Consider the following 25,115-nt stretch of genomic DNA (forward strand, 5'->3'; position numbering starts at 1 on the left):
TCCGTCCGCAGCGGCCAGAGAGCCGCGCGAGGAGGACCCCAATGGAAGATAAAGGTCGCGAATCCGACCATCTGATGCTGATCACGCCGGAGCGGGTATTCTATGCCGGCCTACTGGGCCGCCCCCGCAAGAGGACGCCTGGCTGCTGCCACGTCTATGTGGCGGTGAAGGGCAATCTGCACCTGACGATCGACGACGTCCTCGCCACCGGCGAACTGCTCGTCACCCTGCCGAACCAGCGGCATTCCATTGCCAGCGACTACCGCACCGTGATCAGCGTGACCCTCGAGCCGGAAAGCATGCCGGATGGCGTGATCGAGGCTTTGGCCGCACGGCTGACCGGACCCGATCGGGCCGGTTATGCCCGCAAGATCCTTGCCGCCTACGCGTTGCTGCGCCGGCGCCGCTACGGCGACATCACCACCGCCGAATTCGACGAGATGTGCTTTGGCGAAGCGTTGCCGCGCCGCGTGCTCGATCCGCGTGTGATGCGCGCCGTCGCCCGCATCGAGCGCTTCTCCGGCGAGCCGGTGACGGCGGATACCTGCGCAGCCGAAGCAGGCCTCTCCGCCTCGCGCTTCCTGCATCTGTTCAAGGAGGAGACCGGCATCTCGTTCCGCTCGTTCCGTGCCTGGAAGCGTGCGCGGCATCTGCTGCACTTCGCCAACCAGGACCTCAACCTCGCCCATCTCGCGCAGGACATCGGCTATCCCGACAGCACCCATTTCAGCCATTCGATCCGCCGCTTCTACGGCCTGAAGCCGCGCGCGATCTTCGTCGGCTCGCGCGACCTCGCGATCTACCGCAGCACCGAGACGGTGCGGATGGCGGAGGCAAGCTAGCGCTGCTCTCGTAGGATGGGCAAAGCGGAAGCATGCCCATCATCTTTTCCAAACACCGAAATGTGGTGGGCACGGCGCAAGAGCGCCTTTGCCCGCCCTGCGAGTCCTCGTTTTTTCCAGCTTCTCCGCGCAAGAAGCCGCATGTCGCGCGTCACATGATCGCAACCGTTGAATTCCCAACGTGCGAGACACTTTTGGCATGAGCGACAAGGCCGTCATCACCTGCGCGCTGAACGGCGTGCTCACCGATCCGAAGCAGCACAACGTGCCCGTGACGCCCGAACAGATGGCGCGCGAGGCCAAGGCTGCCTTCGAGGCCGGCGCGTCCATCATGCATATCCATCTGCGCCAGCAGGCGCCGGGCAAGGGACATCTGCCGTCCTGGGAGGTCGCGGTCAGCAAGGAGATTCAGCATGCGATCCGCGAGGCCTGTCCCGGCGTCATCATCAACCACACCTCGGGCGTATCAGGGCCGAACTACTCCGGCGCGCTCGACTGTATCCGTGAGACAAAACCGGAGATCGCCGCCTGCAACGCCGGTTCGCTGAACTATCTGAAGGTGAAGGCCGACAACACCTGGGCCTGGCCGCCGATGATGTTCGACAACGCGGTCGAGAAGGTGAAGGACTATCTCGACGTCATGAACGCGGTCGGGACCATCCCCGAGTTCGAATGTTTCGACGTTGGTATTGTCCGCTGTGTCGGCATGTACACCCAGGTCGGCATGTACAAGGGCCCGCTCGAATATAATTTCGTGATGGGTGTGGCGTCCGGTATGCCTGCCGATCCCGAGTTGCTGCCGATCCTGATCAAGCTGAAGCACCCTGAGGCGCATTGGCAGGTCACCGCCATCGGCCGCGAAGAGATCTGGCCGCTGCATCAGCGCTGCGCCGAGCTCGGCGGTCACTTGCGCACCGGGCTGGAAGACACCTTCTATCTCGCCGACGGCAAGAAGGTGACGTCGAACGGTCAGCTCATCGAAGCGGTCGCCGCCTGTGCGCGGCGCGCCGGCCGCGATATCGCCAGCCCGGCCGAGGCGCGGAAGATCTTTGGGACGAACAGGTAGGTATCGCCTCACCCGTCATTGCGAGCGAAGCGAAGCAATCCAGAATCTCTCCGTGGAAATAGTCTGGATTTGCTTCGTCGCTTCGCTCCTCGCAATGACGAGCAGGATAGAGTCATGTCCATTCTCGAAAACACCATTTCCCCCGGCGGCGCCGCCTACCTCGCCAACCGCGACGGCATGCTTGCGCTGATCGACCGCATGCGCGCGCTGGAACAGCGCACTCGGGCCGCATCGGCTGCAGCGAAGGACCGCTTCCACAAGCGCGGCCAGTTGCTGCCGCGCGAGCGCGTCGCGCTGGTGCTCGATCCCGGTGCGCCCTTCATCGAGCTGTCGACACTCGCCGGCTACATGTTCGACGTGCCGGATCCCAACAAGAGCGTGCCCGGCGGCGGCGTCATCGCCGGCATCGGCTTCGTCTCGGGCATCCGCTGCATGGTCAGCGCCAGTGATTCCGGCATCGACGCCGGCGCGCTGCAGCCTTACGGCCTCGACAAGACACTGCGGGTGCAGGAGCTCGCGCTGGAGAACAAGCTGCCTTATGTCCAGCTCGTCGAAAGTGCCGGCGCCAATCTGCTGCGCTACCGCGTCGAGGATTTTGTCCGCGGCGGCAACATCTTTCGCAATCTGGCACGGCTGTCGGCGGCAGGGCTGCCGGTCGTCACCGTCACGCACGGCTCCTCCACCGCGGGCGGTGCCTATCAGACCGGCCTATCCGATTACATCGTCATGGTGCGTGGCCGTACCCGTGCCTTCCTTGCCGGGCCACCGCTGCTGAAAGCCGCGACCGGCGAGATCGCGACCGAGGAGGAGCTCGGCGGCGCCGAGATGCATACGCAAATCTCCGGCCTCGGCGATTATCTCGCCGAGGACGACCGCGATGCCTTGCGCATTGCCCGCGAGATCATGGCGGCGATGGAATGGGAGCGGCCGGGCAGGGCGGCTCCAGAGTTCAAGCCGCCGCGCTACGATCAGGACGAGCTGCTCGGCATCATGCCGATGGACCACAAGCGGCCGGTCGACATGAAGCAGGTGATCGCCCGCATCGTCGACGATTCCGATTTCACCGAGATGGCGCCGAATTATGGCCCGGCTACGGTCTGCGGCCACGCCCGCATCGGGGGGCAGGCGATCGGCATCATCACCAACAACGGGCCGCTCGATCCCGCCGGTGCCAACAAGGCGACGCATTTCATCCAGGCCTGCTGCCAGACCCGCACGCCGCTGCTCTATCTCAACAACACCACCGGCTACATGGTGGGCAGATCTTATGAAGAAGCCGGCATGATCAAGCACGGCTCGAAGATGATCCAGGCCGTGACCTCGGCGACGGTGCCGCAGATCACCATCTATTGCGGCGCCTCGTTCGGCGCCGGCAATTACGGCATGTGCGGCCGCGGTTTCCATCCGCGCTTCTGCTTTTCCTGGCCCAATGCCAAGACCGCAGTGATGGGCGGCGAGCAGGCCGCCGAAACCATGGCGATCGTGACGGAAGCCGCCGCAGCCCGGCGCGGCAAGCCGATCGAAAAGGACAGGCTCGACGCCATGAAGGCCGAGATCATCGGCGTGTTCGACGGCCAGATGGACGTGTTCTCGACCAGCGCGCGCGTGCTCGACGACGGTGTGATCGATCCGCGCGATACCCGCGCGGTATTGTCGGAGGTGCTCGCGGTCTGCCGCGAAGGCGACGCACGCACGCCCCAGCGCATGCAATTCTCGGTGGCCCGCCCATGAGGAACGGATCAGTGCTGCACCGCCCGTTCTTCAAGGTTTTGGTCGCCAATCGCGGCGAGATCGCATTGCGCGTGATGCGCAGTGCGCGGCGCTTGGGCTTGAGCGTCGTCGCGGTCTACTCGGATGCCGATCGCGATGCCCTCCACGTGCACCAGGCCGACCAGGCCGTGCGCATCGGTGAAGCCTTGCCGGTGCAATCCTATCTCAACATCCCCGCGATCATTGCCGCGGCGAAGGCGAGCGGCGCCGATGCCGTTCACCCCGGCTACGGCTTCCTCGCCGAGAACGAGGAGTTCGCGCGCGCCTGCAAGGATGCCGGCCTCGTCTTCATCGGCCCTTCGCCGCAGGCGATCGAGGCGATGGGCAACAAGGCCGGCGCCAAGGAGATCATGAAGAAGGCCGGCGTACCCATCGTCCCCGGCTATCAGGGCACTGAGCAGGGCGACGAAGTCATGCTCGCGGAAGCCGGAAAGATCGGCTTCCCTGTGATGATCAAGGCGGTCGCGGGTGGCGGCGGCCGCGGCATGCGGCTAGTCACCGATGCGGCCTCGTTTCCCGATGCGCTGCGCAGTGCGCGTTCCGAGGCGAAGGCGGCGTTCGGCGATCCCACCGTGATCCTCGAACGCGCCATCCAGAATCCCCGACACATCGAGATCCAGGTGTTCGGCGACAGCCACGGCAATGCGATCCATCTCGGCGAGCGCGACTGCTCGGTGCAGCGTCGCCACCAGAAGCTGATCGAGGAGGCGCCGTCTCCCGCCGTCACGCCCGAGCTGCGCGCGAAGATGGGCGACGTCGCTGTCGCCGCGGTGAAGGCGTTGCGCTACGAGGGCGCCGGCACGCTGGAGTTTCTGCTCGATGCACGCGGCGAGTTCTATTTCATGGAGATGAATACGCGCCTGCAGGTCGAGCATCCCGTGACCGAGGCGATCACCCGGCTCGATCTCGTCGAACTGCAGCTGCGCATCGCGCGCGGCGAGCCGTTGCCCGTGAAGCAGCAGGACATCCGCTTCGAAGGCCATGCCATCGAGGTCCGCCTCTGCTCGGAAGATGCCGCGCAAGATTTCATGCCGCAGTCCGGCCGCATGGCGCGCTGGCAGGTGCCCGACGGTATCCGTGTCGAGCACGCGCTTCAATCGGGCTCGGAGATTCCACCGTTCTACGATTCCATGATCGCCAAGGTGATCAGCCACGGCACCACGCGCGAGGAGGCGAGGGGGCGGCTGATCGTCGGCCTGGAGCAGCTCACCGCGTTTGGCGTGACCACCAACCAGGCGTTCCTGATGTCCTGCCTGCGTCATCCCGGCTTCGCCAAAGGCGAGGCGACGACGGCCTTCATCAGTGCGCATCGCGACGAGCTGCTGACAGCGCGCGCGAACGCGGCATTCGACGTGGCGCTGGCGGGCCTGCTGCTCTACGTCACCAACCCACGCGCGCCGTCGCGGCAGGGCGGGCGGAGTCTCGCGGCCACCTTTCCGCTGCCGGCGAAAATCGAGATCGCCGGCGAGAGATACGAGCTCGAAGTCACGCGCGAGCGCGATGGCAGCTACAGTGTCGTCGTCGATGGACGTCAGGACAGGTTCGAGATCGATCAGCTCGATCCCGATTCCATCCGCTTCCGCCACGACGGCGTGATGGACGGCGCAAGATTCCTGCGCGATGGCGATCGCCTCTACGTCCAGCACCGCGGCATCCCGCTGGCGATCACCGATCTCACCCTCGCCGCGCCGAAGGCGGCCGCAGCCAATGGCGGCGATGGCAAGGTCCGCGCGGCCATGAACGGCCGCGTCGTCGCCGTGCTGGTCAAGCCCGGCGACCGCGTCACCGCGGGCCAGCCGGTGTTGACCCTGGAAGCGATGAAGATGGAGCACGTCCACAAGGCCGGCATCGACGGCGTCGTCGCCGCGATCGACGTCACCGAGGGTGAGCAGGTGACCACGGGCAGGATCGTGGTGGAGATCGAGGCGGGCTGATGCCAAGCTCGTCATTGCGAGCGTAGCGACGCAATCCAGAATCCCTCCGCGGTAACGGTCTGGATTTGCTTCGCTGCGCTCACAATGACGATGGGGCGAGATGCTGCCTCAAACTCCGCTCTGACAAGGGGCGGGGGACGACAGTGGAGCTATTGGCTCCGACCCGTCCCCTCGTTCAGCAAGCACGCCACCTGATGCCCGTCGCCCGCGTCGACCAGCGCCGGCCGCTCCGTCTTGCACCGCTCCATCGCAAACCGGCAGCGGGTGTGAAACGCGCAGCCGGAGGGCGGGTTGACCGGGCTGGGCACATCGCCATCGACCAGCGGCGTGAGCTTTTTCGCTAGCGGGTTGGCGATCGGCACCGAGGCGAGCAGGGCCTGCGTGTAGGGATGCCTGGGATTGCGGAACAGCTCGTCCTTGTCGGCGATCTCGACGATGCGGCCGAGATACATCACGGCGACGCGGTGGCTGATATGCGCCACCACGGCAAGATCGTGCGCAATGAAGAGATAGGAGAAACCGTGCTGGCGCTGCAGGTCGATCAGGAGATTGATCACCTGCGCCTGGATCGAGACGTCGAGCGCGGAGACCGGCTCGTCGCAGACGATCAGGCGCGGCTCGAGCGCGAGCGCGCGTGCGATGCAGATGCGCTGGCGCTGGCCGCCGGAGAATTGATGCGGGAAATTGCGCATCTGGTCGGGCCGCAACCCCACCTGCTCGAACAGCCTTGCGACCCGTGTCTCCAGCGCCTTGCCGCTCGCAAGCCCGTGCACGGCCAGCGGCTCCCCGACGATATCGCCTGCAGTCATGCGCGGATTGAGCGAGGCGAACGGGTCCTGGAACACGATCTGCATCGAGCGGCGATGCGGACGCAGCGCGGTCTTCGATAGATGGGTGATGTCCTCGCCGTCGAGGCGGATCTGGCCAGAGGTCGGCTCGACCAGCCGCAGCACGCTGCGCGCCACCGTGGACTTGCCGCAGCCGGATTCGCCGACGAGACCCAGCGTCTCGCCGATTCCAAGCGCGAACGAGACGCCGTCGACGGCATGCACGGTGCCGACTTGCCGCCGCAGCACGCCGGCGCGCACGGGGTAGTGCTTTTTGAGATCGGTGACTTCGAGCAGCGTCGCGGTCATGCCACCTCCGCGACTTCTTCCGCGCGCCAGCAGGCGGCGAGATGGCCGCCACCCCAGTCCGCCAAGGGTGGATATTCGGCCTCGCAACGTTTGATGGCGAGCTTGCAGCGCGGCGCGAAAGCGCAGCCCTTCGGCAGCCGCACCAGCGATGGCACCGTGCCGGGAATTTCGTTCAGCCGCGCCTGCGCAGGGACACCGGATGCGGGGACGGCCGGGATCGAGGCCATCAGCCCGCGCGTATAGGGATGCTTCGGCGAGGCGAACAGCGCTTCGACACTGGCCTCCTCAACCTTTCGCCCGGCATACATCACGATCACGCGCTGCGCGGTCTGCGCAACGACGCCGAGATCGTGCGTGATCAGCACGAGGCCGGTGCCGAGCTCCTTCTGGAGGTCGAGCATCAGCGCCAGGATCTGCGCCTGGATGGTGACGTCGAGCGCGGTGGTCGGCTCGTCCGCGATCAGCAGCGCCGGCCGGCACGCCAGCGCCATCGCGATCATCGCCCTCTGGCGCATCCCGCCGGAGAGCTGGTGCGGATACTCCCGCGAGCGCCGCGCCGGCTCGGGGATGCGCACCAGCCGCAGCATCTCGACCGCGATGTTCTGGGCCTCTTTCGCCGAGATGTTCCGGTGCAGCCGCACGGCTTCGACGATCTGGTCGCCGATCCGCATCACCGGATTGAGCGAGGTCATCGGCTCCTGGAAGATCATGGAGATGCGGTTGCCCCTGACCCTGCGCATCTGCGTTTCATCCAGCGCCAGCAGGTCGGTGCCTTCGAGCGAGACGGAGCCTCCGACGATGCGGCCGGGCGGATCGGGCACGAGCCGCATCAGCGAGAGCGCGGTCACGCTCTTGCCGCAGCCGGACTCGCCGACGATCGCCAGCGTCTCGCCGCGCTTCACGCTGAAGGAGAGATCGTCGACGGCCTTGAAGAGGCCGGAGTTGGTGAAGAACACCGTCTTCAGGTTCTTCACCTCGAGCACGAGATCGGATTTGTCCGCCATCAGCCGCGCTGCCTCGGATCCAGGATGTCGCGCAGGGCATCACCGAACAGATTGGCGCCGAATACGGCGAGGCTGATCGCGATGCCTGGGAAGATCACGAGCCACGGCGCGGTGCGGACATATTCGGCGGCGGATTCGGAGAGCATGCGCCCCCATGACGGATAGGGTTCGGGAATGCCGAGGCCCAGGAAGGACAGCGAGGCTTCGGTGAGGATGGTCGAGCCGAGCTGCGCCGTCGCCAGCACGATCAGCGGCGCCAGCGTGTTCGGCAGCACGTGGCGCAGCGCGATCCGCATCTCGCTCATCCCGATCGACTTTGCGGCTTCGACGAAGGGCTGCTCGCGCAGCGCCAGCGTGTTGGCGCGGATGACGCGCGCGACCGTCGGGATCAGCGGAATGGCGATGGCGATGATCACATTGGGCAGCGAGGGGCCGAGCGCCGCCGTCATGACCAGGGCCAGCACCAGCAGCGGCAGAGCCTGGAGAACGTCGGAGACGCGCTGGAACACGAGATCGACCCAGCCCGAGAGATAGCCCGAGGTGAGGCCGACGATCACGCCGATGGTGCCGCCGAGCGCGGTCGAACCGAGCCCGACCGCGAGCGAGATCCGCGCGCCGTGAATGATGCGGCTGAACACGTCGCGGCCGAAGGAATCGGTGCCCATCCAGTGCGCCAGGCTCGGGCGGGCCAGCGCGCGGGCCGAATCGACCGTCAGGGGATCGTAGCGTGCGATGAAGTCGGCGAAGATTGCCGTCAGCACGAACACCGTCATGATAACGAGCCCGGCCGCGCCCAGCACATGCCGCTGCGCCATGAACAGCACGCGCCGCCAGCCGCCGGTTGCATGCGCGCCGGCCCGCCTCAGTTCGAGATCATAGTCGATCGCGGCCAAGCTGATCTCCTATTCCGAGTACCGGATCCGCGGGTCGAACACCGCATAGAGCATGTCGACGGTGAAGTTCGCGAACACCACCACGACGGCGATGAACATCACGAGGTTCTGCACGATCGGATAATCGCGCCAGCGGATCGCCTCCACCAGGAATCGCGCGACACCGGGGATATTGAACACGGTCTCGGTGACGATCAGGCCGCCGATCAGGAACGCCGCCTCGATGCCGATCACGGTGATCACGGGCAGGATCGCGTTCTTGAGCGCGTGGTGATAGTTCACGGCCGCATCGGAGGCGCCCTTGGCGCGCGCGGTGCGGATATAGTCCTGCCGCAGCACCTCCAGCATCGAGGAGCGCGTGATGCGCATGGTCAGTGCCGCGCTGCGGAAGCCGACGGCGGCGGCCGGCACGGCATAGGTCGCGAACGCCTCGAGCCAGGTCTTCGGATTCGGGTTGAAGATCGGCATCTGGCCGAACATCGCCACCGACGCGGTGAGGATCAGAAGGCCGAGCCAGAACGAGGGCAGCGACAAGCCGCTGAGGCTGACGACGCGCAGCGCGTAGTCGAGCTTTGTGCCCTGCTTCACGGCACTGATGACGCCGAGCGGAATGCCGATGGATGCCGAGAACAGCAGCGCCAGCCCGGCGAGCCGCGCGGTGATCGGGATCCGTGGCAGGATCTCCTGAAGCGCCGGCTTTTCGGAGACATAGGAGTAGCCGAGATCGCCGCGCAGCAAGCCGCCGATCCAGTGCAGATACTGCGCAACCAATGGCTGGTCGATGCCGAGCTGTTTCTCGAGCTCGGCCTTGTCGGCCGGATCGACATAGCCGGCGGCGGCGAACAGGATATCGACGATGTTGCCGGGCACAATGCGCAGCAGGAAGAAGATGACGACCGAGATCCCGAACAGGGTCACGAGCATCAGGAACAGGCGCCGCACCAGATAGGCAAACATCACGTGCCTCCGTCGAGCCGCTGATCTTTAGCCTGACGCTACTTGTCGAGCCACACATCCTCGTAGCGGAAGCCGTTGTAGGAGCTGTTCGACATGATCGTGACGCCCTTGACATAGGGCTGCCAGCAGGTGCCGGCCCGTGCATGGAAGATGATCGGGCGGGCGACATCCTCCTGCAGCTTCTTGTCGATATCCCACACCAGTGGCTTGCGCTTGCTGACGTCGGTCTCTTGCGACTGCACGTCGAACAGCTTCTCGATCTCCTTGTTGCAGTAATTGGTGTAGTTCCGTTCCGAGCCGCAGGAATAGTTCTCGTAGAACGATTGGTCGGGATCGTCGACGGAACTGCCGGTCAGATTGAGGCCGAGCATGTAGTCCTTGCGCGCGACTTTCGGAAACCAGTTTGCGGTTTCCACGACATCGAGCTCGCCGTCGATATAGATGCTCTTGAGCTGGTCGATCAGGATCACCGCGGGGTCGCGATATTCCGCGAGATTGCGCGTCGAGACCTTCACCGCGAGATGCTTGTCCGGACCGTAGCCCGCCTTCTGCATCAGTTTCTTGGCTTCCTCGCGGTTCGCGTTGACGTCGGGCCCATAGCCCGGAATGGTCTGGAGCTTGTCCTTGGGCATGCCCCAGATGCCCTGCGGTGGCGGCAGCATGGTGCCGCCGATGTCGGCCTGGCCCTCGAACAGAATGTCGACGAACGCCTTGCGGTCGAGCGCAAGCGCCATCGCCCGGCGGATATCGATGTTGTCGAACGGAGGCGAGGTCGAATTGACGATGATGTTGGTGGAAACGTTGGTTGGCTCGACGACGCAGGTCGCGTTCGGCGCCTGCGACTTGATGTCCTTCAGCAGCGGGATCGTGATGTGCGTCGGAAAGGTCATGTCGAACTTGCCGGCGACGAAAGCGAGGATCGCGGTCGAGCGGTTCGTGATGATCGTGTACTCGATGCCGTCGAGATAAGGCAGGCCCTTCTTCCAGTAGTCCGGATTTCGCGTCAGCTTGATCGATTCATTGGCCTTGAACTCGACGAATTTGAACGGTCCGGTTCCGATCGGATGAGTGCGCATCTCCGCCGGCGAGACGTGACAGGGGTAGATCGGCGTGTAACCGGACGCGAGCATCGCCAGCAGCGAGGGTTGCGGCCGCTTCAGGTCGAAGGAAATCTCGAAATCGCCGCTCGTGGTGACCTCGTTGACTTCGCTGTACCAGGCCTTGCGCGGATTCTGCCGCAGCTTCTGCTGCGATTTGCCCATCAGGAGATCGAAGGTGCATTTAACGTCGGCCGACGTGAATGGCTTGCCGTCATGCCATTTCACGCCCTGGCGCAGTTTGAACGTCAGCTTCCTGTTGTCGCTGCTCCAGGACCAGCTTTCGGCGAGCTCCGGCCGGAGCGTATCAGGACTGTTCTGCGCGATGTGCTGATCGTAGATGACGAGGTTGTTGAACACGCCCATGAACGGCACGTTGACCGAGTAGGTCGCGCCCTCGAGGATGGATGCGTTGGCCGGACTGTCGCGGTGATACATCCGCAGGATACCGCCCTGCTTGGGCTCGCCGGCGCGCGTGGCGGTCGAGGCCGTCAGCACAGATAGCGCCGCCATTGCGGCGAGCGCCCACACGCTCCGCATGCTCATCCTCCCTGGACCTCGGCCTTTTGCGACCTGTTTGTCAGACGATAGCGAGGCAGATGGAGCGAGGCAACGGGCAAGGCTCTTTGCGGCCTTGGCAATTTGGATGACGTAAGGCCGCAGGCTTCTTCACACTTTCACAATGTGCGAGTGCAGGTGCGAAGTAGCGGTTCCCGCGCTGACGTTATGTGCAGTCCTATCCCCATGCTCCGCCGTCCTCCCGGATCGGCGCGCGCTTGAGGCGCGCTTCTCCGGGACGACAGTGGAGCTTGCGGCGCCCCTCACACGATCCGCGACGCCTTGTTCCCCCAGTACCGGTCCCTGAGCAGCCGCTTGTACAGCTTGCCCGTCGGCAGCCGCGGCAGTTCCTTCTCGAAATCGACTGAGCGCGGCACCTTCTGTCGCGACAACGATTTTGCACAGAACGCGATCAGCTCTTCGGCGAGAGCCGGCCCCGGCACCACGCCCGGCATCGGCTGCACCACCGCCTTCACCTCTTCGCCGAGATCGGCATTGGGCACGCCGAACACCGCGGCGTCGGCGACCTTCGCGTGGGTGATCAGCAGGTTCTCGCATTCCTGCGGATAGATGTTCACCCCGCCGGAGATGATCATGAAGGTCGCGCGATCGGTGAGGTAGAGGAAGCCGTCCTTGTCGACATAGCCGACGTCGCCAACCGTGCTCATGCTGCCGTCGGCCGAGCGCGCCTCCCTGGTTTTCTCGGGATCGTTGAAATATTCGAACGGCGAGGCGGTCTTGAACCAGACCTGGCCCGGGGTGCCGACCGGGCACTCCCGCATGTTCTCGTCGAGAATGTGGAGGTCGCCGAGCAGCACCTTGCCGACGGTGCCGCGATGAGCGAGCCATTCCTCGCTGTTGCAGGCGGTGAAGCCGAGGCCCTCGGTGGCGCCGTAATATTCGTGGATGATCGGTCCCCACCATTTGATCATGTCGTCCTTGACCAGGGCCGGGCAGGGCGCCGCGGCGTGGATCGCGATCTCCAGCGAGGACAGGTCGTAGCGGCCACGCACCTCCTCCGGCAATTTCAGCATGCGCGAGAACATCGTCGGCACCAGCTGCGTGTGGGTGATGCCCCATTGCTCGACGAGCTGGAGGTAACGTTCTGGATCGAAACTCTCCATGACGATGACGGTCCCGCCCATGCGGATCGTGAGGTTCACTGCGGCCTGCGGCGCGGAGTGATAGAGCGGCGCCGGCGACAGATAGACCATGCCCTCGCGGTAGTGCCAAAGCTTGGTCAGAAAATCGAACAGCGGCAGATTGTGCTTCGGCGGCTCTTCCGGAAGGGGCCGTAAAATGCCCTTCGGCCGTCCGGTCGTACCGGATGAATAGAGCATGGCGGTACCGAGCCATTCATCCGCGATCGGTGTTGTCGGCATGTCCGCGGTCACGTCCGCAAGTCCGACGATACGTTCGCTCTCGCCCGGACCATCGGCGACGATGCAGAGCTTGACGTCGGGGCAGGCCTGAATCGCCTCACGCGCGATTGCGAGCTTGGCCAGCGACGTGATCAAAATCTTCGACTGGCTGTTGACGAGGAGATAGGCGAGTTCGCCCGGCGTCAGGAAGGAGTTGATGCAGGTGTAGTAGAGCCCGGAGCGCTCACCCGCGCCGCAGGCCTCCAGGTAGCGCGAATTGTTCTCCATGAAGATCGAGTAGTGATTGAGCCGCTTCAAGCCGTGCTTGCGGAACAGATGCGCCAGGCGATTGCTGCGTGCCTCGAGCTCGCGATAGGTGACGGTCTCGCCCGTCGCCGCCATGATGAATGCGGGCTGCAGCGGGCGCAGGCGGGCGTGGCGACCAGTGTACATCTATCCTCCGGCTTGGATCATGCGGCGAGAAGCAGGATTTCTTTGATGTCGGCGGGCCCTGTGATCTTGCGCGGGTTGCGCGGAATCCAGTTCGTTCGCATGGCCTGTTCGGCGATTGTCTCGAAATGCTCCGGCAAGACGCGCATCTCGGCGAGGCTGCGCGGCATTCCGAGTGAGCGGATGAAGGCATCGAGCACGTCGGCGGCATCGCGGCCGGGATAGCCCATCGCGGCGGCGACGATCACCTGGCGCTCGGCATTGTCGCGCGCGTTCCAGCGCATCACCGCCGGCAGCATGATGCAGGAGGTGTAGCCGTGCGGCACGCCGAAGGCGGCCCCCAGCACGTAGCCGATACCGTGGCTCGCACCCATCGGCACACCCGCTGCGAGCGCGCCCATCGACAGCCAGGTTCCGATCTGCGCATCCATGCGGGCGTCGAGATCGGCAGGGTCCGCCTTCACCCGCGGCAGTGCATCGGCGAGCATGGCAAGGCCCTTGACCGATTGCGCGTCGGCATAAGGGTGGGTCTCGCGCGAGCAGATCGCTTCGACGCAATGGTCGACGGCGCGGATGCCGGTCGACAGGAACAGCCATTCCGGCGTGTGCACGGTCATGCGTGGGTCGAGGATGGTCGCGCGCGGCACCATGAGCGGATGCCGCAGCATCTGCTTCACGTTGCTGCTGCGGTCGGTGACGCCGGCAATCGATGAGAACTCGCCGCCGGCGATGGTGGTCGGCACGCTGATCTGGCGCACTGTCGGCGCGTTCATCTCGGGTGCGACGCCCTTGTGCACGCGGATTCGTTCGATGCCGTCGATGTCGTCAATGTCGTTGGCAAGACAGAGCTGCACCGCCTTGGCGCCGTCGGTGATCGAGCCGCCGCCGACGGTGACGATCAGGTCGGCGCCCGCCTCACGCGCTGCATTGGTTGCCGCGATCACCGCCTCGCGCGGCGTGTGCGCCGGCATGGCGTCGAACAGGCCGGCACAGCGCTCGCCGAGCGCGTCCTTGATTTTCGTGATCTCGCCGGTCTGACGGTTCAGCGTCCCTGAGACCATCAGGAAGGCGCGGCGGGTTCCCAGCCGGTCCATCTGCGCGACGATCGCGCCGGCCGCAGGATGGCCGAACACGACCTCTTCGATCGCGCCAAAAACGACACGTCCCTGGTGCACGCCCGTCCTCCCCGGACAATTCGTCTTGTTTTGTAAGGGACAGTCTAGCCGAGCCCGCCGCGTCCGTCATGCGCGAACACGCTGGCGGCTCCTTCTCCCTCTCCCCGCACGCGGCCGCACGCGGGGAGAGGCGAAGAATGCTGCGCGTGCGCGACCACCCCTTCCTCTGTCAACCCACCAACCGGCCAGGGCATCTGGCCGGGCATTGTGCGTGCAGTGGTCTTGAAGAGTTCATCTTTGCCACCCATGTTGTGGCCCCCGCAGGTGGAGGCGTACCCTGCTTTTTCCGCGGCTTTTATGCGAGGACCTGGGATGAGCGGACCGGACGGAAGCGAGCAGTTTGTCAAAAAGCACGATTTCGTTCAGCTCAGCGCCATTGCCGGGCTTCTCACCGCAGCCTTCGCCCTCGCCGGCTGCGACAAGCCGGCATCGCAGGCAGCTGCCCCGCCGCCTCCGCCGGTGACGGTGGCCCAGCCTGTCAAGCGCACCGTCACCGATTGGGACGAGTTCACCGGGCGCTTCGAGGCGGTCGAGGAGGTGCAGGTGCGCCCGCGCGTCGGCGGCTTCGTCAATTCCGTCGAATTCCAGGACGGCGCCATCGTGCGTCAGGGCGACCTGCTCTACGTGATCGACCCGCGTCCGTTCGAGGCGGTGGCCGCGCAGGCGGACGGCCAGCTCTCCGACGCTCGCGCCAAGGTAGAGCTTGCCAAGCGCGAGCTCGATCGCGGCCTCAACCTGGTGCAGACCAGCGCGGTCTCCGAGCAGGTCGTCGACCAGCGCCGCCAGGCCTTGCAAGCCGCGCACGCTGCCGAAGTGCAGGCCGAAGGTGCGCTGAAGGCCGCCAAGCTCAACATCGAGTTCACGCATGTGACCGCGCCGCTCACCGGCCGCGTCAGCCGCCATCTCGTCAGCCCGGGCAATCTCGTGCAGGGCAGCGACAACGGCGCCTCGACACTGCTGACCTCGATCGTGACGCTCGATCCAATCTACATCTATTTCGACATGGATGAAGCGACCTACATCAAATACAGCAAGCTGTGGTTCGAAGGAAGGCGCCCGAGCTCGCGCGACACCGCGAACCCGGTGCAGGTGACGCTCGCCGGCGAGACCAAGCCCTCGCATGAAGGCACCATCAACTTCCTCGACAACCGCCTCGATGTCTCCACCGGCACGCTGCGCAGCCGCGCCGTCATCAAGAACACCGATCTGTCGATCCTGCCGGGTCAGTTCGGCCGCGTCCGCCTGATCGGCAGCGCGCCCTACGAGGCGTTGCTGATCCCCGATGTCGCTGTTGCAACCGACCAGTCCCGCAAGATGGTGTTCGTGGTCAAGCCTGATGACACGGTGGAAGCGCGCCCCGTGGTGCTGGGACCGCTCGACGACGGCCTGCGCGTGATCCGCGAAGGGCTGAAGGCTGATGACCGCGTCATCGTCAACGGCATCCAGCGCGCCCGCGTCGGCGCCAAGGTCGCTCCCCAGACCGCGCAAGCTCCGGCCGGTGGCAAGTCATGAATCTCGGCCGTCTCTCCATCAACCAGCCCATTTTGGCGATGGTGCTGTCGATCGTGCTCTTGATCGTCGGCGCGCTCGCCTACACGACGCTGCCGGTCTCCGAATATCCGCAAGTGGTGCCGCCGACCGTCGTCGTCACCACGCAATATCCCGGCGCCTCGGCGCAGACCGTGTCCGATACCGTCGCCGCTCCCATCGAGCAGGAGATCAACGGTGTCGAGGACATGCTGTATCTCTACAGCCAGGCGACCTCGAACGGCCAGCTCACCATCACCGTCACCTTCAAGCTCGGCACCGACCTCGACAAGGCGCAGGTGTTGGTGCAGAACCGTGTCGCGATCGCGCAGCCGCGACTGCCCGAGGAGGTCCAGCGCAACGGCGTCACCACGCGCAAGAACTCGCCCGACATCCTGATGGTCGTATTCATGCTGTCGCCCGACGACACGTTCGACCAGCTCTACATCTCCAATTATGCGTTGCTCCAGGTTCGCGACCAGCTTTTGCGCATCGACGGTGTCGGCGACATCCAGATCTTCGGCGCGCGCGATTATTCGATGCGGCTGTGGCTCGACCCTGATCGAATCGCAAATCTCGGCCTGACCTCGACCGAGGTGCTGGCGGCCATCCGCGCCCAGAACGTGCAGATTGCGGGCGGACAGATCGCCGAGCCGCCTATCGTTGACCGCGCCTTCCAGCCGAACCTCGTCTTCACGGGACGGCTGAAGGACCAGAAGCAGTTCGAGGACATCCTGATCAAGGCCGGTTCCGACGGGCGAACGGTGCGGCTGCGCGACGTCGCACGCATCGAGCTCGGCGCGCTGGCCTATTCCACCAACAGCTTCCTGCTGCGCAAATCGGCGGTCGCCATGCTGGTGACGCAGCGGCCCGGGTCGAATGCGCTCGCGACGGCGAAGCACATCTCCGACACCATGACGAAGCTGAAGGAGAGCTTCCCGAAGGGTCTCGACTATAATATCGGCTACAATCCGACCGAGTTCATCGCCCAGTCGGTTCATGAGCTGATCAAGACGATCTACGAGGCGATGCTGCTCGTGGTCGTCGTGGTGCTGGTGTTCCTGCAGGGATGGCGGCCCGCGATCATTCCGATCATCGCGATCCCGGTCTCGCTGGTCGGCACCTTCGCGGTGATGGCGGCGCTTGGATTCTCCATCAACAATCTGACCCTGTTCGGCCTCGTGCTCGCGGTCGGCATTGTGGTCGACGACGCCATCGTGGTGGTCGAGAATGTCGAACGCCATCTCGAGCACGGCCTGAGCCGGCGCGATGCGGCGCTGAAGACCATGGAGGAGGTTGGCGGCGCGCTGGTTTCGATCGCGCTGGTGCTGTGCGCGGTGTTCGTCCCGACCGCGTTCCTCGGCGGCATCTCAGGGCAGTTCTTCCAGCAGTTCGCCGTCACCATTGCCGTTGCGACCGCGATCTCCTGCTTCTGCTCGCTGACGTTGTCACCGGCGCTGGCCTCGCAGATCCTCACCCCGCATGAAGAGAAGCGGCCGCCGGCGGCCTGGAACGTCATCGCGCGGGCATGGGGCGCCTTCACCGGCCTGTTCAACCGAGTGTTCGACCGGCTCTCGCATGGCTATGCCGGCCTCGCCAATTTCGTGATCCGGCATTCGGTGGTGATGCTCCTGATCTATGTGGTGCTGATCGGCAGCGCCGGCTGGCTGATCGTGACCACGCCGCAGGGCTTCATCCCGGCGCAGGACCGCGGCTACGTCATCGTATCGGTGCAATTGCCGGGCGCGGCCTCGCTGGCGCGCACCACGGAAATCGTGCGCGAGATCGAGCGCATCTCACTGGATACGCCCGGCATCGTCCGCGTCGCTGCCTTCGCCGGCTTCTCCGGCGCCACGCGTACGCAGGCCGGCAATGCGGCGGCTCTGTTCCCGGTGTTCGATGAGCCGGAGGTGCGGCTGAAGAAGGGGCTGTCCGCGAACGCCATCACGGCCGAGCTGCGCAAGCGTCTGTCCGCGATCCAAGGTGCATTCATCATCGTGATTCCGCCGCCGGCCGTGCCCGGCATCGGCACCGGCGGCGGCTTCACCATCCGCGTTCAGGACCGCCAGGGTCGAGGGCCGGAAATGCTCGCAGCCGCGACCGACGAGCTGGTTGCTGCCGCGCGCAAGGCGCCGACCCTGACCTCGGTGTTCTCGCCGTTCACGGCGAACACGCCGCAGCTCTTCGTCGACATCGATCGCACCAAGGCGCAGAAGCTGGGCGTGCCCATCGCCAACATCAACGACACCATCCAGACCTATTTCGGATCGACCTATGTCAACGACTTCAACCTGTTCGGCCGCACCTATCACGTCACCGCGCAGGCCGATTTCCCGTTCCGAAAGGAACCGAGTGACCTTGCGCGCCTGCGCACGCGCAATGCTTCCGGCGACATGGTGATGCTCGGCAGCGTGGTCGAGTTCAAGGACGTCTCTGGTCCCGACCGCGTCGCGCGCTACAATCTCTATGCGGCGTCCGAGCTCCAGGGTGAGCCGGCGCCGGGCGTAAGCTCGACCACCGCGCTCAATACCATCAAGAAGCTCGCCGACGACACCCTGCCGAGCGGCTTCACCTTCGAATGGACGGACCTGTCCTATCAGCAGGTCACTGGCGGAAATGCCGGTCTCTACGTCTTTCCGATCTGCGTGCTGTTCGTCTATCTCGTGCTCGCCGCGCAATATGGCAGCTGGACGCTGCCGTTCGCGGTGATCCTGATCGTGCCGATGTGCCTGCTCGCCGCCACCATCGGCGTGCGTATCATGGGCCAGGACGTCAACATCCTCACCCAGATCGGTTTCGTCGTGCTGGTGGGATTGGCGGCAAAGAACGCGATCCTGATCGTCGAATTTGCGCGCGACATCGAGCTCGAAGGCAAGCCACGGCTCGAGGCGGTGATCGAAGCCTGCCGCCTGCGCTTGCGGCCGATCCTGATGACCTCCTTCGCCTTCATCCTCGGCGTGCTGCCGCTGGTGATCTCGACCGGCTCCGGCTCGGAGATGCGGCAGGCCGTGGGCGTTGCCGTGTTCTTCGGCATGCTCGGCGTCACCCTGTTCGGGCTTCTGTTCACGCCGATCTTCTATGTCGTGGTGCGGAACCTAGCGGAAGGACGGCGCGACAAGAAGCCGGAGGTGGTAGCCTGACGTCGGCCTTTAGCCAATGGTGCATCCTCGATCACGGTGTCGTCCCGGACAAGCGCGAGCGGCGCATATCCGGGACCCATACCCCCAGGGAGTGGTTGTGGGCGCGAGGCGGTAACCACGAGTCTTCGTCAAACTGGATCCTGTGGCTATGGGCCCTGGATCAGCGCTCCGCTTCGTTGCGCTTGTCGGGGACGACATCGATTTTGCGGCGCGCCCTTCATACTAACGACCAACATGCAATGGATGGGCAGGCGTGGGGTTCTTCACTACTATCCGCGCGATTTCACAACAGAAGACTGTCGGGAGATAACATATGAAATCAGCACTTTTGGCGGCCGCTGCGTCTGCCTTGTTGTTGGCGGTGCCGGCCTCCGCGCAAGGCGTCAAGATCGGCATCCTCAATGACCAGTCCGGCGTCTATGCCGATTACGGCGGAAAATGGTCGGTCGAAGCGGCCAAGATGGCGATCGAGGACTTCGGCGGCGAGGTGCTCGGCCATAAGATCGAGCTCGTCACCGCCGACCACCAGAACAAGCCGGATCTGGCGACCTCGATCGCGCGTCGCTGGTACGACGTCGAGAACGTCGACATGATCACGGAGCTGACGACTTCATCGGTCGCGCTTGCGATCCACGAGCTCTCCAAGGAAAAGAAGAAGATCGACATCGTCGTCGGCGCCGCGACCTCGCGGCTGACGGGCGATGCCTGCCAGCCCTACGGCTTCCACTGGGCCTATGACACCCGCGCGCTCGCGGTCGGCACCGGTGGTGCGCTGACGAAAGCCGGCGGCGACACCTGGTTCTTCCTCACCGCCGACTACGCCTTCGGTTATGCGCTGGAGAAGGACACCAGCGAGATCGTCACCGCCAACGGCGGCAAGGTGCTCGGCTCGGTGCGCGTGCCGCTCAATTCGTCGGACTTCTCCTCGTTCCTGCTGCAGGCGCAGAGCTCGAAGGCGAAGATCGTGGGCCTTGCCAATGCCGGCCTCGACACCACCAACTCGATCAAGCAGGCGTCCGAGTTCGGCATCGTCTCCGGCGGCCAGAAGCTCGCGGGCCTGTTGATGACGCTCGCCGAGGTCAACGGCCTCGGGCTTCAGGCCGCGCAAGGCCTGGTGCTGACCGAAGGCTATTACTGGGATCTCAACGACAAGGCCCGCAATCTCGGCGAACGCTTCTTCAAGCGCACCGGGCGGATGCCGAGCATGATCCACTCCGGCACCTATTCGGCGACGCTGAGCTACCTGAAGGCCGTCAAGGCCGCCGGCACCAAGGATCCGGATGCCGTCGCCAAGAAGCTGAAGGAGCTTCCGGTCGACGACGACTTTGCGCAGGGCGGCAAGGTGCTCGAGAACGGCCGCATGGTCCACGACATGTATCTGTTCGAGGTCAAGAAGCCCTCGGAATCGAAGAAGCCCTGGGATTACTACAAGCTGCTGGCCACCGTCCCCGGCGACAAGGCCTTCTTCACCGCGAAGGAAAGCGGCTGCCCGCTGACGAAGTGAAGCTCTCGTGTCCCGGACGCGCAGCAGCGCAAGACGCTGCTGCGCGGAGCCGGAATCCACGCCTTTCCGGCCATGGAGGCCTGACTGGGTCCCGTGCTTCACTTCACCAGCCGCAACACCACCGCCCCGATCGCCCCAACCCATAGCGCAATGGCAGCAAGCGCCTGGATCGCAAAGCCCGGGCCGCGTTTTGCGGCGGCCTGCGAATAGCCGATGAAATAGATGACGCGGCCGACGATCCAGACCGCGCCGAGTCCGGCTGCGATGGCGTCGCTGATGTAGATCGCGAACAGCCAGAGCGCGGGCAGGAGAATGGGCATCCATTCCAACGTGTTCATCTGGATGCGGAAGGCCCGTTCGAAATCCGGATGGCCCGACATCGCCGGTACCTTGACGCCGGTCTTGTCGCGCGAGCGCGAGACGTTGATGGCGGTGAAGAAATAAAACGCGATCGCCAGCAGGGTGACGAGGGCGGTGAGATGATACATCGCTGGTTCCTTCGAGGAGATCGCGCCTCAATATCCGGTCAGCTCGAGATAGCCAACGCCGTCATGTGTCCCGGCAAGGCTGATCGGTCCTTCCCAGTATGAAAATCCGGTCCCCATCCAGGCCCCGGGATTGAGCGGCTTGCAAAGGATCGAGAATGATCGCGAGGGAATTGCGATCTGCCATTCCACCGGCAACTTGCGCCCCGCAACGTCCGCGGTGGCCTTCGGCATCATCTGGATGTCGCCGCCCGCGATCATCTGCGTGTTGCCGCCGGCGCTGATCCAGTTGCCGAACGGATAATCCTTGCCGTCCTTCTGCCGCAGCCGGTACAGCATCAGCTTGTCGCCGGATGAAAGATGCAGCGAGAGCCAGTCCCAGCCGGTCTGGTCGGCATCGAGCGGCTGGCTGCTCCATTCCCTGTCCATCCAGGCCTGGCCCGAGACATCGACCGCCTTGTCGTCGATGGCGAGCGTGCCGCGCGCGCGATAGAACGGCTGGCTGTAATAGTAGGACGCCTGCCCGCGCTCCGACTTGCGGCTGTAGCCGCCATCCCCCTGCAACACCACTGGGCGCTCGGCTTCGAGCGTCAGCGCATAGCTGAAATCGGTGCCGGAGGCCCTCAGCGTCGACGGCGCCAAGGTGCGATCGTCGGTGCGCTCGAGACTCTTCATCTCCCAATCGTCGATCCAGGCATCGAACGGTTTGGCCGTCACGCCGGCCTGCCCGACGCCGCCGCGCGAAAATGTTTCGGCGAAGCGGTGAGTGTCGGCGCGTGTCACCGCGGCATGCGCCATCCACACCTGTTGATTGGCCCAGCCTTCGCGTTGCGGGCCCGGCTGCGCCGCCTGGCGGAACAGCGTCCATTGCAGACCACAGGCGGCGCCGCTGCTGTCTGTGAGGTTGGCCGTGAGATACCACCACTCGATGCGAAACTCCGGATGCGGCCCGTGATCGGCGGGGAAGGTGAATGTCCTTCCCGGCGTCACCTTCGCGAAGCCGTCGGCGGTCTCGCCGAGTCCGGCATAGCCTTGCGCGCCTGCGCGACGCGCGAGAGCGAGGGCGGCAATGCCGCCGGCGAATGTACGCCGCGAGATTGCTTCAGCGCTCATTGGCAAACACCTTGACGAGATTCGCCGGCTGCATCCGCGCCAGCCGCACCATCGGCAGCAGCGCCGCAAACAGCGAGGCCAGCAGCGCGACCGCGACCAGCTCGATCAGCTGCAGTGGAAACACATGGAACGGCAGCCGCCAGCCAAATGCTTTCACGTTCACGATTTCGATCAGGCACCACGCCACCAACAGGCCGAGCGGCACGGCCAGCACCGCCGTGAACAGCGCGACCGACAGCGTCTGGGTCAACTCGATCGCGGCCAAGCGCGGCCGCGTCAGGCCGATCGCCCACAGCGGCGCGAGCTGCGGCAGGCGGGAATTCGCCAGCGTCAAAAGGCTGGTGAGCAGCGCGATGCCGGCGACGCCGAGCGTGAACGCGTTCAGCGCCGACGTCACCGCAAAGGTGCGGTTGAAGATGCGGATCGATTCCGCCCTCACCGTCGCCTGGTCGGCGACGCTGCGATCGTCGAGCGCGAACTCCTTCTGCAGGGCCGCGATCAGGGCGGGGATGTTCTCCTTCGCGACGATGAGGCCGATCCGCGTCTGCGGCGTCTGCGGGAACTGCCGGATAAGTGCGGCGACATTCACCGTGAGCTGCCCCTTGGGGTTGCCGTAATCGGCATAGATGCCGACGATGTCGAGCTCCCAGCTCCCGCCCGGCGCCGGCACCTCGACGACGTCACCGATCCGCACATTCAGCCGGCGGCTCAATTGCTCGCTGATGAAGGCGGCATTCCCGGGCACCAGCTGCGTCCAGGCGCGCGGCGCAGTTTCCAAGAGGGGCCAGCGCTCGCGATACAGCGCGTGATCGGGCAGGCCAAGCAACTCCACCGATTGGCCCTGGATTTGCGCCTCGGCGCGTCCGCCCGAGAGGATCGCCTGAACATCGCTGCGATCCTTCAGCCAATTGCGGATCGCGACGGCTTGCGCATTGTCGGACGCGCTGATGTAGACGTCGGCGGCGAGCCGCCCGTTGAGCCAGCCGATGAAGGTGCGGCTGAACGTCTCCACCATGGTGGACACCCCGACATTGACCGCGAGCGCGAGCAGCAGCGCCATCAGCGCGAGCGACAATCCGGAAAGCTGTTGCCGGCTGTCGGCCCAGAACCACAGCGCAAGCGGGCCTCGCGCAACGCGCTGGCCGGCGAGCAGGATGATGTCGAGGAAGGCCGGCAGGATCAGCGCCGCACCCAACATCAGCGCCGCAAGCACGCCGAACCCTGCGATCAGCGACTGTCCGTAGTGGAGCAGCAGCAGTGCGACCGCGAACACGGCGCAGGCCGCACAGCTCTGCAGGACCAGCCAGCGGCGTTGCCGCTGTTGCCAGGCGCGCGGCTGCGCGGTCGCCAGCACCGGCATCCTGATCGCCTTGATCAGGCTGGTGGCGGCCGCAACAAGTGCGCCGGCAACGCTGATGCCGATGCCGGCAACCCACCATTCGGGTCGCAGGCTGAGCTGTCCCGGAATCCGTGCGCCATAGAGCCCGCGCAGCGAGGCGGCGACATCGGGCAACAATGCGGCTGCGATGACATAGCCGCAAACGAGCCCGATCAGGCCTGCGACCAGCGCCAGTGCCACCAGCTCGATCACCAGCACCGTGTTGACCAGCCGCGCCGAGGCGCCGCAGGCCCGCAAGGTCCGCAGCATCGGCAACCGCTGCTCGAAGGCGAGGCCGACGGCCGAGTTGACGATGAACAGGCCGACGAAGAACGACAGCAGGCCGAACGCCGTCAGATTGAGATGGAAGCTGTCGGTGAGACGCTCCAGCTCCGTCTCGGCGGTCGGCTCGATCAACTGCAACCGCTCGCCAACGAGGCTCGCGAGCGGCGCCGGCTTGCCTTTCGGCTTGCCGATCAGCAGCCGCGATATCTGGTCCGGCTTGTTCAGCAATCGCTGTGCCACGCCGATATCGACCACCAGCACGTCGGGCGCGAGCTGCGGCTGTACGCGTAGCGGCGGCAGCTTTGCGCCGCTGCTGATCGGCGGTGACGCGCCTTCGGTTTCCTGCAAGTCGCTCAACGTCTCCCGTGCCACCAAGGTCTGGCCGGGCGGTGCCACAAAGCTGCTCAGATCCGAGGCGCCGAGGCGCGGCGCGTTGCCGACAGCGACTGGCAGCGTCACCGGCTCGATCCCGAGCAGCCGCACCGAGCGTCCGTTGATCTGGATCCTGCCCTCCAGCGCCGGTGACACCGGCCACCCGGCGCGGCGCAGCTTTACGAACAGCTCTTGCGGAAAGGTTGCCGCATTGGGAGCGACCAGCATCGCGGTGCGCACGCCGCCGAACGTCGCCGCCGCGCGGTCATAGGCGCTGCGGGCCTGCTGGTTGATGGCCTGCACGCCGCTCCACAGCGCGGTCGCCGCGATCAGTCCGATCAGCAGAGTCGCGAACTGCATCCCGTGCCGCCGCCAATGGCTCAGGAGCACCGCCAGCACCCACAGCGCGCGCCTCATGCGATTCGTCCTGCATGCAAGGTGAGATGACGGTCGAGCGTCGCGGCCAGATGCAGGCTGTGCGTCACCATCAGGAAGCCGCAGCCGGTGCGCGCCACGAGGTCGCGCGTCAGCGCCAGCACGTCCTCGGCGGTGGCTTCATCGAGGTTGCCGGTCGGCTCGTCCGCCAGCAGCAGCGAGGGCTTTGTCGCCAGCGCCCGGCCGATCGCGACCCGCTGCTGCTGGCCGCCTGATATTTGCTCTGGATAGCGTTTGAGCAGGCTGCCGAGTCCGAGCCGCTCGACAAGCTCCTTGGTCCAGGCTGCATCGTGACGCCCGGCGATCCGCGCCTGGAAGGCGAGATTGTCCGCCACCGAGAGGCTCGGGATCAGGTTGAATTGCTGAAAAACCAGGCCGATGCGGTCGCGCCGCAAGCTGGCACGTCCCGCATCCGACAGCTTGGTGACCTCGATCTCCTCCAGCCGGATCGTGCCGCCATCGGCGGCATCGAGTCCCGCGATCAGGTGCAACAAGGTGCTCTTGCCGCTGCCGGACTCGCCGGTCAGCGCGACGCGTTCGCCAGCCTTGAGGTCGAGATCGACGCCGCGCAGCACATGGACCGGCTCGCCGGCCGCGGAGAAGGTCTTGGAAAGATTTCGGATGCTCAGCACG

18 protein-coding genes are annotated in these 25,115 nt (G+C 65.1%); 7 read left to right on the forward strand and 11 right to left on the reverse strand.

From position 1 onward, the window contains the following. Window positions 1-41: 41 nt before the first annotated feature. From P6U28_RS33625 to P6U28_RS33640, 4 genes are all read left to right on the forward strand, one after another. Window positions 42-842: a helix-turn-helix domain-containing protein gene (locus P6U28_RS33625; protein WP_407120581.1), complete on the forward strand. Its 801-nt coding sequence runs from the start codon at window positions 42-44 to the stop codon at window positions 840-842. Window positions 843-1,041: 199 nt separating this feature from the next. After that, window positions 1,042-1,908 carry a 3-keto-5-aminohexanoate cleavage protein gene (locus P6U28_RS33630; RefSeq protein WP_122406175.1) on the forward strand — a complete coding sequence of 289 codons (867 nt, stop codon included), beginning with the start codon at window positions 1,042-1,044 and terminating at the stop codon, window positions 1,906-1,908. 114 nt (window positions 1,909-2,022) lie between these two features. Next, the gene (locus P6U28_RS33635) at window positions 2,023-3,639 is read left to right on the forward strand and encodes an acyl-CoA carboxylase subunit beta (protein WP_407120582.1); all 1,617 of its coding nucleotides are present in this window, start codon (window positions 2,023-2,025) and stop codon (window positions 3,637-3,639) included. After that, window positions 3,636-5,612, forward strand: a complete 1,977-nt coding sequence (locus P6U28_RS33640; protein ID WP_407120583.1) for an acetyl-CoA carboxylase biotin carboxylase subunit — start codon at window positions 3,636-3,638, stop codon at window positions 5,610-5,612. Before P6U28_RS33635 ends, P6U28_RS33640 begins: the two co-directional genes overlap by 4 nt. A 149-nt stretch (window positions 5,613-5,761) precedes the next feature. Here the strand turns inward: P6U28_RS33640 and P6U28_RS33645 are convergent, their stop codons facing one another. The 7 genes from P6U28_RS33645 to P6U28_RS33675 form a co-directional block, all read right to left on the reverse strand. Then, window positions 5,762-6,748, reverse strand: a complete 987-nt coding sequence (locus P6U28_RS33645; protein ID WP_407120584.1) for an ABC transporter ATP-binding protein — start codon at window positions 6,746-6,748, stop codon at window positions 5,762-5,764. Continuing rightward, complete coding sequence (locus P6U28_RS33650) at window positions 6,745-7,752, reverse strand: ABC transporter ATP-binding protein (protein WP_407120585.1); 1,008 nt, start codon at window positions 7,750-7,752, stop codon at window positions 6,745-6,747. Before P6U28_RS33650 ends, P6U28_RS33645 begins: the two co-directional genes overlap by 4 nt. Further along, window positions 7,752-8,645 carry an ABC transporter permease gene (locus tag P6U28_RS33655; protein ID WP_122406170.1) on the reverse strand — a complete coding sequence of 298 codons (894 nt, stop codon included), beginning with the start codon at window positions 8,643-8,645 and terminating at the stop codon, window positions 7,752-7,754. The genes P6U28_RS33650 and P6U28_RS33655 overlap by 1 nt, the downstream gene beginning before the upstream one ends. Before the next feature lie 9 nt (window positions 8,646-8,654). Beyond that, a complete protein-coding gene (locus tag P6U28_RS33660) occupies window positions 8,655-9,602 on the reverse strand; it encodes an ABC transporter permease (RefSeq protein ID WP_122406169.1) in 948 nt (315 codons plus the stop codon). Window positions 9,603-9,640: 38 nt separating this feature from the next. Beyond that, the gene (locus tag P6U28_RS33665; protein WP_407120586.1) at window positions 9,641-11,239 is read right to left on the reverse strand and encodes an ABC transporter substrate-binding protein; all 1,599 of its coding nucleotides are present in this window, start codon (window positions 11,237-11,239) and stop codon (window positions 9,641-9,643) included. A gap of 281 nt (window positions 11,240-11,520) precedes the next feature. Next, entirely contained in the window at window positions 11,521-13,071 is a 1,551-nt protein-coding gene (locus P6U28_RS33670) for an AMP-binding protein (RefSeq protein ID WP_407120587.1), read from the reverse strand. Window positions 13,072-13,088: 17 nt separating this feature from the next. Beyond that, the gene (locus tag P6U28_RS33675; protein ID WP_407120588.1) at window positions 13,089-14,243 is read right to left on the reverse strand and encodes an iron-containing alcohol dehydrogenase; all 1,155 of its coding nucleotides are present in this window, start codon (window positions 14,241-14,243) and stop codon (window positions 13,089-13,091) included. Window positions 14,244-14,555: 312 nt separating this feature from the next. Between P6U28_RS33675 and P6U28_RS33680 the strand changes: the two genes are divergently transcribed. From P6U28_RS33680 to P6U28_RS33690, 3 genes are all read left to right on the forward strand, one after another. Further along, entirely contained in the window at window positions 14,556-15,755 is a 1,200-nt protein-coding gene (locus P6U28_RS33680; RefSeq protein WP_164936711.1) for an efflux RND transporter periplasmic adaptor subunit, read from the forward strand. Next, complete coding sequence (locus P6U28_RS33685; protein WP_122406166.1) at window positions 15,752-18,910, forward strand: efflux RND transporter permease subunit; 3,159 nt, start codon at window positions 15,752-15,754, stop codon at window positions 18,908-18,910. The genes P6U28_RS33680 and P6U28_RS33685 overlap by 4 nt, the downstream gene beginning before the upstream one ends. A gap of 313 nt (window positions 18,911-19,223) precedes the next feature. Beyond that, window positions 19,224-20,414, forward strand: coding sequence for an ABC transporter substrate-binding protein (locus P6U28_RS33690; protein WP_407120589.1), 1,191 nt, complete (start codon window positions 19,224-19,226; stop codon window positions 20,412-20,414). 98 nt (window positions 20,415-20,512) lie between these two features. On the opposite strand, the gene P6U28_RS33695 is transcribed toward P6U28_RS33690, so the two are convergent. The 4 genes from P6U28_RS33695 to P6U28_RS33710 are packed head-to-tail and all read right to left on the reverse strand — an operon-like array spanning window position 20,513 to window position 25,114. Further along, window positions 20,513-20,902 (reverse strand): MAPEG family protein, encoded by a 390-nt coding sequence (locus P6U28_RS33695; RefSeq protein ID WP_407120590.1) that lies wholly within the window; start codon window positions 20,900-20,902, stop codon window positions 20,513-20,515. A gap of 27 nt (window positions 20,903-20,929) precedes the next feature. Next, window positions 20,930-22,012 carry a lipocalin-like domain-containing protein gene (locus P6U28_RS33700; protein ID WP_407120591.1) on the reverse strand — a complete coding sequence of 361 codons (1,083 nt, stop codon included), beginning with the start codon at window positions 22,010-22,012 and terminating at the stop codon, window positions 20,930-20,932. Next, window positions 22,002-24,464, reverse strand: a complete 2,463-nt coding sequence (locus P6U28_RS33705) for an ABC transporter permease (protein ID WP_407120592.1) — start codon at window positions 24,462-24,464, stop codon at window positions 22,002-22,004. Before P6U28_RS33705 ends, P6U28_RS33700 begins: the two co-directional genes overlap by 11 nt. Then, window positions 24,461-25,114, reverse strand: coding sequence for an ABC transporter ATP-binding protein (locus tag P6U28_RS33710; RefSeq protein WP_122406161.1), 654 nt, complete (start codon window positions 25,112-25,114; stop codon window positions 24,461-24,463). The genes P6U28_RS33705 and P6U28_RS33710 overlap by 4 nt, the downstream gene beginning before the upstream one ends. Between the last annotated feature and the right edge of the window lies 1 nt (window position 25,115).

It is taken from the genome of Bradyrhizobium sp. STM 3561 (genome assembly GCF_045571455.1).
Taxonomy (GTDB): domain Bacteria; phylum Pseudomonadota; class Alphaproteobacteria; order Rhizobiales; family Xanthobacteraceae; genus Bradyrhizobium; species Bradyrhizobium vignae.

Excerpts from the sequence above, each read along its gene's own strand:
- P6U28_RS33635 (WP_407120582.1), top strand. The coding sequence starts at position 2,023 with ATGTCCATTCTCGAAAACACCATTTCCCCCGGCGGCGCCGCCTACCTC.
- P6U28_RS33645 (WP_407120584.1), bottom strand. The coding sequence starts at position 6,748 with ATGACCGCGACGCTGCTCGAAGTCACCGATCTCAAAAAGCACTACCCC.
- P6U28_RS33700 (WP_407120591.1), bottom strand. The coding sequence starts at position 22,012 with ATGAGCGCTGAAGCAATCTCGCGGCGTACATTCGCCGGCGGCATTGCC.
- P6U28_RS33685 (WP_122406166.1), top strand. The coding sequence starts at position 15,752 with ATGAATCTCGGCCGTCTCTCCATCAACCAGCCCATTTTGGCGATGGTG.
- P6U28_RS33625 (WP_407120581.1), top strand. The coding sequence starts at position 42 with ATGGAAGATAAAGGTCGCGAATCCGACCATCTGATGCTGATCACGCCG.
- P6U28_RS33670 (WP_407120587.1), bottom strand. The coding sequence starts at position 13,071 with ATGTACACTGGTCGCCACGCCCGCCTGCGCCCGCTGCAGCCCGCATTC.
- P6U28_RS33630 (WP_122406175.1), top strand. The coding sequence starts at position 1,042 with ATGAGCGACAAGGCCGTCATCACCTGCGCGCTGAACGGCGTGCTCACC.
- P6U28_RS33680 (WP_164936711.1), top strand. The coding sequence starts at position 14,556 with ATGAGCGGACCGGACGGAAGCGAGCAGTTTGTCAAAAAGCACGATTTC.
- P6U28_RS33640 (WP_407120583.1), top strand. The coding sequence starts at position 3,636 with ATGAGGAACGGATCAGTGCTGCACCGCCCGTTCTTCAAGGTTTTGGTC.
- P6U28_RS33695 (WP_407120590.1), bottom strand. The coding sequence starts at position 20,902 with ATGTATCATCTCACCGCCCTCGTCACCCTGCTGGCGATCGCGTTTTAT.
- P6U28_RS33690 (WP_407120589.1), top strand. The coding sequence starts at position 19,224 with ATGAAATCAGCACTTTTGGCGGCCGCTGCGTCTGCCTTGTTGTTGGCG.
- P6U28_RS33705 (WP_407120592.1), bottom strand. The coding sequence starts at position 24,464 with ATGAGGCGCGCGCTGTGGGTGCTGGCGGTGCTCCTGAGCCATTGGCGG.
- P6U28_RS33660 (WP_122406169.1), bottom strand. The coding sequence starts at position 9,602 with ATGTTTGCCTATCTGGTGCGGCGCCTGTTCCTGATGCTCGTGACCCTG.
- P6U28_RS33650 (WP_407120585.1), bottom strand. The coding sequence starts at position 7,752 with ATGGCGGACAAATCCGATCTCGTGCTCGAGGTGAAGAACCTGAAGACG.
- P6U28_RS33665 (WP_407120586.1), bottom strand. The coding sequence starts at position 11,239 with ATGCGGAGCGTGTGGGCGCTCGCCGCAATGGCGGCGCTATCTGTGCTG.